The 12,228-nt window shown below is 48.0% G+C and carries 13 protein-coding genes; 5 read left to right on the top strand and 8 right to left on the bottom strand.

Annotation, left to right across the window (positions count from 1 at the left end; genetic code table 11):
• The first annotated feature begins 181 nt into the window (after window positions 1-181).
• The 3 genes from ACAN54_RS17690 to ACAN54_RS17680 all read left to right on the top strand — a co-directional run bounded on the left by ACAN54_RS17690 (window position 182) and on the right by ACAN54_RS17680 (window position 2,735).
• Window positions 182-1,000 (top strand): hypothetical protein, encoded by an 819-nt coding sequence (locus tag ACAN54_RS17690; RefSeq protein WP_379157988.1) that lies wholly within the window; start codon window positions 182-184, stop codon window positions 998-1,000.
• A 93-nt stretch (window positions 1,001-1,093) separates the two neighbouring features.
• Window positions 1,094-2,251, top strand: coding sequence for a glycosyltransferase family 4 protein (locus ACAN54_RS17685; protein ID WP_379157985.1), 1,158 nt, complete (start codon window positions 1,094-1,096; stop codon window positions 2,249-2,251).
• Between the two features lie 163 nt (window positions 2,252-2,414).
• Entirely contained in the window at window positions 2,415-2,735 is a 321-nt protein-coding gene (locus ACAN54_RS17680; protein WP_379157982.1) for a P-II family nitrogen regulator, read from the top strand.
• A 116-nt stretch (window positions 2,736-2,851) separates the two neighbouring features.
• Here ACAN54_RS17680 and ACAN54_RS17675 read toward each other — a convergent pair whose 3' ends face one another.
• Both ACAN54_RS17675 and ACAN54_RS17670 read right to left on the bottom strand, forming a co-directional pair.
• Window positions 2,852-4,093 (bottom strand): DUF445 domain-containing protein, encoded by a 1,242-nt coding sequence (locus ACAN54_RS17675; protein WP_379157978.1) that lies wholly within the window; start codon window positions 4,091-4,093, stop codon window positions 2,852-2,854.
• A 512-nt stretch (window positions 4,094-4,605) separates the two neighbouring features.
• Window positions 4,606-4,773, bottom strand: coding sequence for an aspartyl-phosphate phosphatase Spo0E family protein (locus tag ACAN54_RS17670; RefSeq protein WP_379157975.1), 168 nt, complete (start codon window positions 4,771-4,773; stop codon window positions 4,606-4,608).
• Window positions 4,774-4,942: 169 nt separating this feature from the next.
• Between ACAN54_RS17670 and ACAN54_RS17665 the strand changes: the two genes are divergently transcribed.
• The gene (locus tag ACAN54_RS17665; RefSeq protein WP_379158737.1) at window positions 4,943-5,392 is read left to right on the top strand and encodes an Imm30 family immunity protein; all 450 of its coding nucleotides are present in this window, start codon (window positions 4,943-4,945) and stop codon (window positions 5,390-5,392) included.
• Window positions 5,393-5,415: 23 nt separating this feature from the next.
• On the opposite strand, the gene ACAN54_RS17660 is transcribed toward ACAN54_RS17665, so the two are convergent.
• Entirely contained in the window at window positions 5,416-5,760 is a 345-nt protein-coding gene (locus tag ACAN54_RS17660; RefSeq protein ID WP_379157972.1) for a hypothetical protein, read from the bottom strand.
• A 357-nt stretch (window positions 5,761-6,117) separates the two neighbouring features.
• On the opposite strand from ACAN54_RS17660, the gene ACAN54_RS17655 reads away from it, so the two are divergent.
• On the top strand, window positions 6,118-8,460 hold the full coding sequence (locus tag ACAN54_RS17655; protein WP_379157969.1) for a UvrD-helicase domain-containing protein: 2,343 nt from the start codon (window positions 6,118-6,120) through the stop codon (window positions 8,458-8,460).
• Between the two features lie 183 nt (window positions 8,461-8,643).
• Here the strand turns inward: ACAN54_RS17655 and ACAN54_RS17650 are convergent, their stop codons facing one another.
• From ACAN54_RS17650 to ACAN54_RS17630, 5 genes are all read right to left on the bottom strand, one after another.
• Entirely contained in the window at window positions 8,644-8,925 is a 282-nt protein-coding gene (locus ACAN54_RS17650) for an MbcA/ParS/Xre antitoxin family protein (RefSeq protein WP_379157966.1), read from the bottom strand.
• A 29-nt stretch (window positions 8,926-8,954) separates the two neighbouring features.
• The gene (locus ACAN54_RS17645) at window positions 8,955-9,116 is read right to left on the bottom strand and encodes a hypothetical protein (protein WP_379157963.1); all 162 of its coding nucleotides are present in this window, start codon (window positions 9,114-9,116) and stop codon (window positions 8,955-8,957) included.
• Window positions 9,117-9,157: 41 nt separating this feature from the next.
• On the bottom strand, window positions 9,158-10,048 hold the full coding sequence (locus ACAN54_RS17640) for a hypothetical protein (RefSeq protein ID WP_379157960.1): 891 nt from the start codon (window positions 10,046-10,048) through the stop codon (window positions 9,158-9,160).
• Complete coding sequence (locus ACAN54_RS17635) at window positions 10,026-10,814, bottom strand: hypothetical protein (protein ID WP_379157957.1); 789 nt, start codon at window positions 10,812-10,814, stop codon at window positions 10,026-10,028. Before ACAN54_RS17635 ends, ACAN54_RS17640 begins: the two co-directional genes overlap by 23 nt.
• A 98-nt stretch (window positions 10,815-10,912) precedes the next feature.
• Window positions 10,913-12,085, bottom strand: coding sequence for an outer membrane protein assembly factor BamB family protein (locus ACAN54_RS17630; RefSeq protein WP_379157954.1), 1,173 nt, complete (start codon window positions 12,083-12,085; stop codon window positions 10,913-10,915).
• Between the last annotated feature and the right edge of the window lie 143 nt (window positions 12,086-12,228).

Raw genomic sequence — 12,228 nt, 5'->3', positions numbered from 1 at the left:
AGAAAAAAATAATATGTAAATATTGACGAATCTAGGAGCTTCATCTATAGTTTAAGATAATATTGTATTCGTGACCTGTTACCGGAAGCACCCGTAATGAAGGCTTATTAGCCTTTGCTGCGGGTGCTTTTTTTTGTGTGGTCTGGTACAGGCTGACGGATGACTACCAAGGAGGAGAATAATGACTGCTCTTAAACATGCTGTCCTGGCGTTTCTGGCGCTGCTGCTTCTATCACTGCCCCTTGCAGGTCTAGCCGGAGCTTCCGGAACAGAGCTGACCCCTTCGATTCAGGCCGCTTTTGATTTAACTGCTGCGGTTGCCGATTCTTCAACCCTAACCAAGCTGAAGAGCCAATACAGCGAACTGTCCGCATTGTCGGCGCAATATGACAGCAGAGAGGCGCAAATCCGCAAGCTTCATGAGGACAATGCGCAGTCGCTCATAGCCGTGAAGGAGCAAATCAAGAATATTGACCAGGCTACTGTGGCCCGGCTTACTGCTGCTGTCGCCAGCACCAAGAACCGCTATCAGCCGCTCTTTGACCAGTATAGTGCGCTTAATACCCGCATCTCCCTGCTCAAGGGTCTCAAGGACAAGTCCTTAAATGCTGTACTGCGTACCCAGTCTGATGCCATGAAAATCCTCGTCCAGATGGCACGTCAGGATATCCGTGACCAGGAAGCACAGCTCAAAGCCGCCAAGGAGATCCGGAGCAAAAAAATTGCGGCGGTACGCAAGACCCTGGCCGGGATCGAAAGTCCACAGACATCGATCAAGACCCAGAAAAGTGTTGCCGCTTCACTGAATACGCGCCTGACTGCAGATTGGGGCGACTTCAAATCGGCCATCCGTAAGAAGAATCCCGCTTTGACCGGCACCTCCTTGACGTTATTACTCTCCGGTCACCGTCAGATCGCTGCCAGCAAGCAAAAGATTATCGAGCTGGAACAAAAGGTCGCCGCTATAATTACCGCAGCCTCCAAGCAGATCACATCCTGATCCTATCCGGATGCCCATGAATGTGTCTTCCGCCTGCATACCGGCATATGTTAGGTAAGAGACACTGCCAGGGAATGAAGGAGGCTTACATCTATGCATATCTGTATGATTGCACCGGAACAGTATCCGGTGCCAGGAGATGGCTCTGTCGAAATCTGCATCTGGGCTATCGCCAGAGAACTGGCCAGCAGGCATACAGTGACCATAGTGAGCAGACAGGCTCCTGGACTCCCCGAAGCCGGTGAACTGGAGCAGGTGCGCATGATTCGCCTGGCTTCAGGTACACCTGGACGTTATCTCGCTTCGGTGCTGGACTACCTTGAAGGAGAGCATTTCGATCTGATTCAGATCGACAACCGCCCCCGGCTGATGGCCGCCGTCAAACGGCATCATCCGCACACGCCGGTGCTCCTGTTTCTCCACTCCATGACCTTTGTGCCTGCAGAAACCCGGATTGCCCGCAGCCTGGCCAAGGCTGATCTGATCGCGGTCAACAGCCGTTCGCTGCAGCACAGGCTCGCCCGGCGGTTTCACGGTTTGGGCGGACGTATCAAGGTGGTTCCGCTGGGTGCAGACCTGACCCGGTTCTTCCCGGCAGAGCTGCCGGAAAAGCAGCAGGCCCGCAGAGCTTACCGCCTGGCTCCGATCTTCACCGTCCTGTTCGTCGGACGGATCATTCCCCGTAAGGGCGTGCCAACATTAATTAGAGCTATGCGCCTGCTCAATATGCGTTTGCCGGCACAGCTGATTATCGCCGGTCAAGGCAAGCCGCGCTATATCCGGCAGCTTAAGGCCATGTCCCGGCGCCTGGGAGTCCGCGCCCTCTTTACCGGCAAGATCGCCCATGAAGATATTCATGGTCTGTATCAGGCGGCCGACGTCTTCGTCTGCCCCTCCCAGCGGCATGAATCCTTCGGACTGGTCAACGTGGAGGCTATGGCTTCAGGACTGCCGGTTATCGCCTCGAACAACGGCGGGATCCGCGAGATTATCGTATCCGGCCATAACGGATATTTGGTGGACCGTTACCGCGAAGCGGCACCGTTCGCCAAATACATGCTGCTGATGGGCCGCCAGCCGCTGCTGGCCGCCAGAATGGGACTGCAGGGGCGGAGTGACGCGCTGCAGAATTTCGGATGGCAGCATACAGCGGCAGCAATGGAGGAGCTGTACCGTGTTCTTTTGCCATATGAAGAGAAGGAATACAAAGAAAAGAATCGTATGACACCCCAGCTACGCGACAATGTGTAACAAGGAATTTGTGATGATATTCGCAGGGATACCCCTACAGTTAATATTATACTCAGATTGTAAACGTTGCCATTATGCGAATGGATCACTAATAAGGGCACCTAGACATTGGCAACCCCCTACAACACATTATTCGCTGTAGAAAGGGTGCATCGTTATGTTAATGATCAAAGCTATAGTAAGACCCGAGAAAGCGGACGCCGTCATGGCTGAACTGCTGCTTGCCGGCTTTCCCTCCATCAGTAAGATGGATCTGCTCGGCCGGGGCAAACAAAAGGGAATTCAGGTTGGCACCAATCATTATGATCAAATCTCCAAGAAGCTGCTGATGATCGTCATTCAGGATGATGAGAAGGAAGATGTTATCAGTATTATTATGAGAACGGCAAGAAGCGGTGAGCAAGGCTCTTTCGGTGACGGCAAAATATTTGTACTGCCAGTTCAGGAAGCCTACACAATCAGCAACGGCAAAAACCAGCTATAGGCCACTTGGCCAAAGATGATAAGCACACACGCAAAAGGCAGCAATGCGTATCCGGGATCGGATCTGATCCAAGGGATACCACTTGCTGCCTTTTTGTATTCTTCTATTTATCCGGTTCAAATCATCTGGATAATGGTAAGCACCAGCCCTACTACAAAGCCGCATACCGCACCGTTGACGCGAATCCATTGCAGATCCTTGCCAACCTTATCCTCCAGCATATTCACCAGACTGGCATCATCCATCTGATCCAGGTTCTCTTTGACCAGAAGCCCCAGCCGGTAATGGTTGGCTTCAACGAATTGGATCAGGGAAGCACGAATTCGTTCCTCCCAGCCCTGAATCCATTCCTGCTCCTTGCGGATACGGCGGGTCAGCATGGCATATAGCCCAAACAGCTTGCGCCCTCCTGCAGACTTCTCTTCTTCCAGCAAGGCAAGAACCTTACCGCGGAATCCTTCAAGTTGCTGCAGCAGGAACGCCGCCGTGGTCTCACTCTGGAGTTCATTCAAACCCCAATCCTTAAGCGCAGCGATCCGCGTCTCATCATTCACCAGTTGAAAAATAGCCACACGGATTTCCTGGATGATCTGCTCACGGTAGGGACTGTCCTCTTCGCGGAAATCACGGATACCGGATTGCACCATTCCCTGCAGCATTTCTCCCAGCATCTCAGCATCCACAAATCCGACGAAAGCCTGGAAAGCCATCCCCTTAAGTCCGCCCAGCTTCACCTCGGCCAATTTCTCGCTCGCGATCTTGCCCAGCATCGCCCGCGTCTCGGGACGGGCAGTCCAGCCGGAAATGCCTTCGAGGGCATAATCCAGGGCAGCCACGTCCTTCCCGTCATTCATGAGCTTGGTGATAATAGTATCCGCTGCCGTCCCCAGTTTGGCTTCACGGATATAACCAGCAGCAGCTGACTGGATATACGGCACAGCCTGTTCGGCCGGAAGCTTCTGCACGAAGCTGCTGATCTGCTCCAGCATTTCAATTCTCGCTTTTTTCCGGGCAAACAACCGGGTTAGAAGAGTACCGCCAAGCGACACTATGCGGATCTTGCGAAGCTTGTTCTCGATACTCGCCTTGTTCAGCAGCTCATTCTCCATCGCAGAGATCAGCGACTGTATAATTTTATCCCGGTTCTTCAGCAAAAGAGAGGTATGAGGGATCGGCAGACCCAGCGGGTGGCGGAACAGCGCGGTGACGGCGAACCAGTCCGCAATCCCCCCGACCAGGCCGGCCTCAAAGCCGCCTCTCAGCAGGACAACGGCCAAATTTTCCGGTAAAAAGAGTGTAATCAAAAAACCGCAGGCCATAACAGCCAGCGAAATAGTAGCTAAATTTCTGGATTTCATTCGGAGTTCCCCCTTGCTTCATGAATGGATGCTATCTGTAGGTCTGCCTTATATTGTACCACGGCAGAACTCTTAACTAAAAATCCTCCATTAACTCTGCAAGTAGAACGGATCTGGAATGCTATGGATGAATAAATTTCCTGAGTGGTTATGTTGAGGGGCGCACGGGAGATAACGTATATGTATAGATCGACAAGCAGAGGGCTGAAGAAAGGGGCTACCGAATTGCCACGGAGAGCGCCGCACCGATTCTATACGAAACGGCCGACTTTGTTACGGGGAGTCATGCGAAGTATGGGGCAGCTGAGGGCTGCGGCAGCTTTTTTGGAGAGAGGTAGAGGAGAATGAAGGGAGCCTAGTGACGGCGTGCTCTATATCTATAGATGCAGTATATTGCTCCAATGTTCACCATCAGCACAATCAAAAGAATTAGATGCTGAGTCGTTGTCAGTGCATTCAGAACTGGAATAAACATAATTATCCTCCCTACTCATCATTCATATAGGCAACTATTAGCAGACTGTTTTGTGGGTGCTGTATTGATTAAGCAGATGATCCAAAGCTACAGACTGTTCAATCACCTTGGGATGTGTTAAGAACCCGTATTTTTGATGCATCTGGTACAGCTTCTCCCTGGCACTTTCTACACGAAGCAGCGTCGTATCTTCCTTGTTCTGCATAGTTCCACCTCCTCTGTGTAATATTTTAGTACAAGCTGTCAAAAAACGGAACCCGCAATGATGGAACGGAGTCTGCTCTCCCTTGGTTAGATACTAATATGTTAATATGTACGTTAGATTGCCGGAGTGTGAAAATAATATGAACATAGGGGTGAATCACAAGTTGAATATGGTTCCTGGGATTGCCCAGTTATATCATAACCGTCTGCTGCGGACGGAGCTGGAATGCGAGGCATTTGATCTGGCGCTGGAAGGCCTGGCTGGAGACACAGAGGATGCGGTGATCCATCAAATCTTCCGTGTCTTTGACGATGATACCGAGCAGGAGGAGGTTATGTTCGGACTTGTCCATTTCGTGGAGAGCTACCAGATGGAGATGTACCTGACCCAGTTGCTGGAGTCGCTGCCGGACATGCTGGAGAATGCGCGCAACTGGGCCATTGCGCTGAACCAAAGAATTCTGGACGACGACATGACCCGCAGGGAATACACCGATATTGCTGCCGGAATGAACTCAAGGATCAAGAAATCGCTGGCGTTCCTGCTGGAGGAGATCAAAGAGGACAACCCGCGGTCTTACGAGCGTAAGGTGAATGCGGTTCTTGGACAATTGCAATGAAGCCCCCGGGCTGGGGGACAGGATCAGCGGAGCTTGAACGTAAGGACGATTCTGGGGACATCATCATTCACCATGCGGGACAGGATGCGGATGGGTCTGCCGAATCTGACGTAATCATAGTCATCGCCTTTGGGATTCAGGAACGCGTCCGGAAGCTCTTCGGGAACCACATAGGCATAGATTAGCCCTTTGTGCACAGCCAGTCTGACTAACGGAGATTCATCGTAGCCCTTGGCCCGCCACTGCTTCAGAGTCATCCGGAACACCAGCAGGGTGAGTGCCGATTCGTAGACCTTGCCTTTATATTTGAAAATAAAATCCAGAGCGTACACTGCATCATCCAGCCGCCGGCTTCTGCTTCTGACCACGGTGTAGCACTTCCAGCGGCAGGGGATTCTGATGCTGAAGCCGTACTTTGGGCTATGGTAGAGGAATGTTCTAGAGGAACCTGCAAGGAGGATGGGGCGTCTCCTTTTTATTGCCTGCTTTCTTATCCGGGCGATAGACTTCATCACAATCACACCTTTGCAGTAATGAATTTGGAGCGTACGTATACTAGCCAGAATATTCATAGCCCCCAAGAAGTGACACCCGTAGCAGATTTTATTTTGCGCAGAACCGTTCCAATTCAACGATTACTGGGACAACATTGCAAATCTGGTGGTATAGTATAGATCGGCTAAAATTTAATTTAACCCGCAATGCTATTAACGAAGGTGAATCCAATGAACAAGCTTTTATTTCACAATATACCGCTGGGGGCCACCGGTGAACGAATTCCCCAGGCGAACATCGCCTCTGCCCGGACAAGCCGCGACATCGTAAAACCCGGAGACCCCGATGGTGCTTACTTCCGCAGACTGGAGGAGGGCGGAATTCTGCTCAACTCCCCGCAGATCGCTGCGGTGCGGCATTACCAGGGCCCGCTGCTTACGCTAGCCGGGGCAGGCTCCGGCAAAACCTCGGTGCTGATCTGCAGAACCGGGTATTTGCTGTCCGTCCGGGGAATCTCTCCAAGCCAGCTGCTGCTGCTAACCTTCTCCAATAAAGCAGCAGCGGAAATGCGTGACCGGATCGCCCTATTGCCGGGTGTCAGCGAGAGCGACGCCGCACGCCTGCAGGCCCGCACGTTCCATTCCTTTTTCCTCTATTTCCTGCGCCGTCAGGGTCTTCAGCAGGAAATCTTCAGTGAGACACGTCGCCAGCATATTCTGCTGAAGCAGATCATGCGCGAGCTGGGGCTGCCGAAGGATGCCTATCCTCCGGAAACCCTGCTCGCTCTGCTCTCCACCTGCAAGATGAATCTGGGCGAGCCCGGCGAGCTTCCGGAAACGTCAACCGCCGAGAAGGAAATGAAGGCAGTCCTCATGCTCTACGAGCAGTGGAAAACCGACAATTTCAAAATCGATTTTGATGATGTGCTGCTGATCGCCTACCGGATGTTGCGGGAGAAGCCTGCTCTTTTGCTGGAGCTGCAGATGAGGTTCCTATACGTGATGGTCGACGAGTTCCAGGATACGAATGCACTGCAGTATGAGCTTGTCAAAATGATCGCCCACCCGCAGCACAATCTGATGGTGGTCGGCGACGATGACCAGACGATCTATTCCTTCAACGGAGCGCGCAGCGAGTTCATCCTTGAATTCGAGAAGTTATATCCGGGAGCTAGGGTCATAACACTTGATATCAATTACCGCTCCGGCCCCGCGATTGTCGGCCTCGGCAACGGAATTATCCGCCACAATAGGCGGCGGAGATCCAAAACGCTGCAAGCGGCCAAGGGCAGCGGGCGACAACCCCGGTACCTGCGCCCGCAGACGGCGGACGAGGAAGCCGAGCAAATCGTGGATCATATCCTGAATGAGGTGGCCGGCGGGACCAGAGCTTACAGCGATTTCGCCCTGCTCTACCGTGCTTCCAGCAGCAACCGGGCCCTGCTTGAGCTTCTGCTCCTTCGAGATGTTCCCTACATTGATTATGGTGAGGGCCAACTGCTCTATGAGCATTGGCTGATCTCTCCGGTGCTGGATCATCTGCGGTTATCCCTGAACCGGCGAAACTTCGCTGCGATGGAGAATATTCTGCCGACCCTGTACATGAACCGAGAAAAAGGCATGAACCACATCCGCCGGATGGAAGCCATTCAGCCCAAGCAGGGACCGCTGATTCACCTGTTATCCTTGCCGGGAATGGAGGATTTCAAGGGCGTGAAGCTGAAGGAACGGCTGGAGCTGATCCGCGGCCTGGTTCAACTGACTCCATTGCAGGCAATCCGCCAGATCCGCACAGCCTTCTATGACTACTTCATTGAAGCAAATGAGCGGCATCAAGCCACGCTGCACCGGGAAATGCTCAAGGAAATGCTCGATGAGCTGGAAGCCTCGGCGGAACGGTTCGACAGCCTACAGGCATTCCTGGAGTTCATCGATCACGTGACCGAACGCAATGAGCAGAGCCGCCTGCCTGGCCTCAAAGAGCAAGGCAACCGGGTAGCGCTGATGACGATTCATAAGTCAAAAGGTCTGGAGTTCCCGGTAGTCTTCCTGATCGGGGCATCCGAAGGGATTCTCCCTCACAGCTCCGCGCTGGAGGGTGAGCGGCTGAAGGACAGGAAAACTGCAAAAACAGCTCCGGGCAGCACAAGCAGCACCGTTGTTGTAGGCAATACAGCGGGACTCGACGCGCTCGAAGAGGAACGGAGACTGGCATATGTCGCCGTTACCCGTGCCCGCGAGGAACTGTTCATCAGCTCGCCTGCGCGGCACCGGGGCAAGAAAGCGGAAGTCTCCAGATTTATGCTATCCGCCTTCCGCTCTGCTGTATCGGCCGCTCCGTCCGCTCCTGCCAGGGCAACTGCCGTAAACAGAACGCTGGCAGCTGCAAGCCCCTCCTCCGGGCGATCCCACGGAGGAAGAACCCACACGGTTCCCGTCTGGAATTGCACCGGCAGCAGCTGTCCGGGCTGGACACGGATGAAGGCAGGCGGCGCTGAGGATCACCTGTCCTCCAAGCCATGCCCGCTGTGCAGCTCTCCGATGGAGAGGAGCAGCCGGGAAGTCCCTGTGTAACAGGGACTGTGCTCACTGCACGGTCATTGAACGCAAAACGCCAGCAGTGCCTGTATCCGGCACTGCTGGCGTTTTGGTATGGGTAAATGGTAAAAGCCCTTCATAAAAAAACCATATGGAGAAGGTATCTCGCATGCGGCAAAGCCCATCATCACAGTAGTTAGTATTTTGTTGGGCTGCCGATTAATCTGGCAAACGCATTAGGACCTCTCTCAAAATATTCTGTCCTCGTTCGTTACTTAATAACTCTTTAGGCTGTATATTTCCTATTGCTGGAACCTGTTTATGGAGCCATTTTTCAGCTTCGTATTCACCAAGTCTATAACATATTACTACTGCAATATCCTCTGGCAATGTAATTTCACCCAATTTAGTTTTATAATCGACGTTCGCTTCCCTACAAAATTTCAGGTAATTTTTCCAATTCTCTTCTTTGTAAGCTTTCAGAAAAACGTCTAGTTCCACTATTAACCCTCCAATCAATTATCCCTGGATTATTTCTTATCCTCATTTATGAACCACCCCACACTCGACTCAAAATCCCGCGCCTGTGCATGGGAATATCCGCTGTAGTAAGCATAGCCAAGGCTCGTGTACCCGAACAGGTTGTCCGGTCCGGACCAGTTGAGGTCGAATTTCTTCGGTTTCTCGGTCACGCCGAATTCGTCGTAGCCGCATAACAAAAATTCCTATTCAACTATATACTAATTATTTGTCCCGAGTTTCCAATAATCCCTTCCTCAAAATAATTAGCAGGAACTGGGATCAGCTTACCACCAATCATCGTGGACTTTATCATTCTTTGGTTTGCCAAATCGTAGACTGTCACTAGAATACCGTCGAAGAAAACTCCGGATCTCATTGCATCCTCACTCCAAAGAATTTCGATAGCTTTAGTATCCAGTTCGAGACGGCCAGAATAACCGAATAATACATCACTATACAACTGTACCAAGGTGATCTCATTCTCAACCGAAGATAATGCAGTTATAATTTCCGAACTGGTGTCTTCGACCTCTATGGCCCATTTCTGATCAGGAGACATTTCCATCTTGAGTATTCGACCGGGTACAATGGATGTATTCAAATCCACTCTCATATTTGACATCATAATATTCATCAAAATATCCATAGCATTAATAGCCTTTTCATTCACTAAAAGCTCACTGTTCTCTATCCTTATTCTTAGCGAGCCCGGGACTTGCACATCTCCACTCAAGAAATAACCTCTTGGTCCAAAGACTTTTTGAATCAAATAAACTAACCATTCCAAAATATTTACCGTTTGTTCGCTGTAGGTCCATATCATTTGCTTACGATCTTTGGTCGGTTTCCAATGCAACCAGAGATCCGGTTGGCAGCTTGGCGGAGTATTATAATCAACAATGGAGGGATCTATGCTCTGTCCAGAATCCGTAAAATCCAGTGGATTATAATAAAATTCTCCATCAATCCCCACATCCTTACCTGGAACCATTGTAGAGAGTATCGTAACATCTCTTTTCATTCTTCTTGTTCTTGCAAGACCCTCCACTAAATAATAGGTCTCTTCATCTAATTGACGGTCAAAGTTTATGACTAGCTGCATACCTCACACTCCAATCACGGAACGAATCCCAAAAACCATTATCATTATTCATGCAATCCTTCAAATCATCATAACTAGCTGCCAATTCTAAATATGCTGTTGGTCCACTTGGAGTTCCCGCAATTATATTAAAAGATTTCTCGCTAAAATAATACTTATCGACATCCTTATTGCTATTGTAATTTTTAAACATTTCCGAAATTATACTATCGTCTGCGTTAATATATCCATATTCTTGTGAATTAGGATCAATAGATTCTCCTACATCCACTTTCTCAGAACCCTTAAATTTAAATACATTTCGATTTAATTTTTCTTGAAAATGATCAGTAAACAAATTACGGATATCAATGATTTCACCCGTTTTTAAATTTATATTTGTAGCATACAATGTATCATTACCATTTATCGCACCATAGTAATATCCATAACCTGTATATTTAACCGAAATAATATTTGAGTTATAATATTCTACTTTAGTCTTCATTGGCAAATTTAAACCATCAACACCCTCATCTCCATAGTCTGATATTGCTTTTTCCTTAAGCAATTTATTAATTTTCATCTCTATTTCTAGCGACTTCATATTTTTTATTTGAGGATATTCTATAAATATATCAGTGTGCTTTTCTATATTTTTTACAGCAAATCTTTCAAAATATATTTCTTCTTTTTCTTTTTGAACCTCTCCTTGAAAAGTTGTACCGTCTATTTTGTTCTCACCAAGTAACCTCCATCTTAAACTTCTATCTTTTCTTTGTACCATGTTGCAGGTTCCCATGCCTATGTTTCAGCAAACTGGAAAATCAAAAAGGCGGAAAAGAGCAACATGTTCATTGCCTTGTTCCGCAACATTAACATTTATTATTTTTGTGTAACTGTAATAACTTGTGTTTTTTCTATCCAACCACTTGTATTATTTAGCAATACAATAATTTCGCCATCTGAGCTAAGAACAGGGAGTGTTATAACGCCTTCCAATTTTAATTTCCAATTTTCTTTTCCTTCATTACTAAATGATTGAAGATAAGAATACCATCTACCTCTAGTTTCTTTATAACTTACTGTATACACATTACTATTTATATCTACTATTGGAGGTTGACTCATAAATCCTTCTACCGCTGTCGTCCAAACCTCTATGCCTGTGCTGTTAACACAAACAAGTTGAAAAAAGGTGGCCCCTACAAATAAAAGTCCCGCATCATTCATAGCAGGAGATGTAATTATATCTCCTCTTTTAGGACTAAAAAGCCAGTTAATTGTCCCTTCACGGTTTAATGATACTAATTGAATATCATCAATCATATTTGTTTTAAAATATAAATTACCTTTTTCATCGAATATCGGGAAGGAACTTGGCCCACATGTTCCGATCTTGAATTTTTCTAATAAATTCCCAGATTGGTCTAAAATCATCATGAATTCATCATTAGACGAAATATATATTTTCCAATCGTCAGATATAACGGGTGTTGTTGAAAATTCTGCCTCGTAACGAAATATCCATCTGAGGTTTCCATCTAAATCGACAGAATATAACTTTGAACCGTAGGTAGTAAAATAGATATTTCCTTCACTATCAGTAACACAAGTTGATGAAACACCATCATCACATATAAAATCCCACACCATATGGCCAACCTGATCAAAGGCTATTACTTTATGTCCCTTTGAATCCCATCCCCCAGATGTCCCAACTAAAATATAGCCATTTTTCAATAGGATTGGACTTGTAAAAAAGAATCTATCCATAAAATTTCGCGAATCTTTATAATGCCAATTGATTTCACCTCCTATATTTATACTATAGAATTCCCCATCTCCTCCAAATAACAAGTCTCTTTTATTGTTTATCACAAAATGATTTTGTTTCACTCCTATTGGGGCTTCAAATACAGTTTTTACAGAAGGCTTGGATGGGCCAATAAATCTAGATTGTCTTATCCAACTAGCATTGGTGGCTTGCACACTATTAGTCGAGTAATAACCAACATTGAACCCTCCTCTTCCTTCATTGGTATTAAACGCCTTCATACACTCTCCTTCTTTCTTTATGGAATTACAGGAACATTGGTACATCAACAAATAGATGTGCAATTTAATTATCACTTATCTGAAGGTGTGGATCATTTAATACTTTTCGGACTGTAACTCCCTGATCCAAAAAAGCTTTCAAA

It is taken from the genome of Paenibacillus diazotrophicus (assembly GCF_042610465.1).
The sequence above is the reverse complement of the archived record's forward strand: the minus strand, read 5'-3'. Positions and strand labels throughout refer to the sequence as shown.

Excerpts from the sequence above, each read along its gene's own strand:
- ACAN54_RS17690 (WP_379157988.1), top strand. The coding sequence starts at position 182 with ATGACTGCTCTTAAACATGCTGTCCTGGCGTTTCTGGCGCTGCTGCTT.
- ACAN54_RS17685 (WP_379157985.1), top strand. The coding sequence starts at position 1,094 with ATGCATATCTGTATGATTGCACCGGAACAGTATCCGGTGCCAGGAGAT.
- ACAN54_RS17680 (WP_379157982.1), top strand. The coding sequence starts at position 2,415 with ATGATCAAAGCTATAGTAAGACCCGAGAAAGCGGACGCCGTCATGGCT.
- ACAN54_RS17675 (WP_379157978.1), bottom strand. The coding sequence starts at position 4,093 with ATGAAATCCAGAAATTTAGCTACTATTTCGCTGGCTGTTATGGCCTGC.
- ACAN54_RS17670 (WP_379157975.1), bottom strand. The coding sequence starts at position 4,773 with ATGCAGAACAAGGAAGATACGACGCTGCTTCGTGTAGAAAGTGCCAGG.
- ACAN54_RS17665 (WP_379158737.1), top strand. The coding sequence starts at position 4,943 with ATGGTTCCTGGGATTGCCCAGTTATATCATAACCGTCTGCTGCGGACG.
- ACAN54_RS17655 (WP_379157969.1), top strand. The coding sequence starts at position 6,118 with ATGAACAAGCTTTTATTTCACAATATACCGCTGGGGGCCACCGGTGAA.
- ACAN54_RS17640 (WP_379157960.1), bottom strand. The coding sequence starts at position 10,048 with ATGCAGCTAGTCATAAACTTTGACCGTCAATTAGATGAAGAGACCTAT.
- ACAN54_RS17635 (WP_379157957.1), bottom strand. The coding sequence starts at position 10,814 with ATGGTACAAAGAAAAGATAGAAGTTTAAGATGGAGGTTACTTGGTGAG.
- ACAN54_RS17630 (WP_379157954.1), bottom strand. The coding sequence starts at position 12,085 with ATGAAGGCGTTTAATACCAATGAAGGAAGAGGAGGGTTCAATGTTGGT.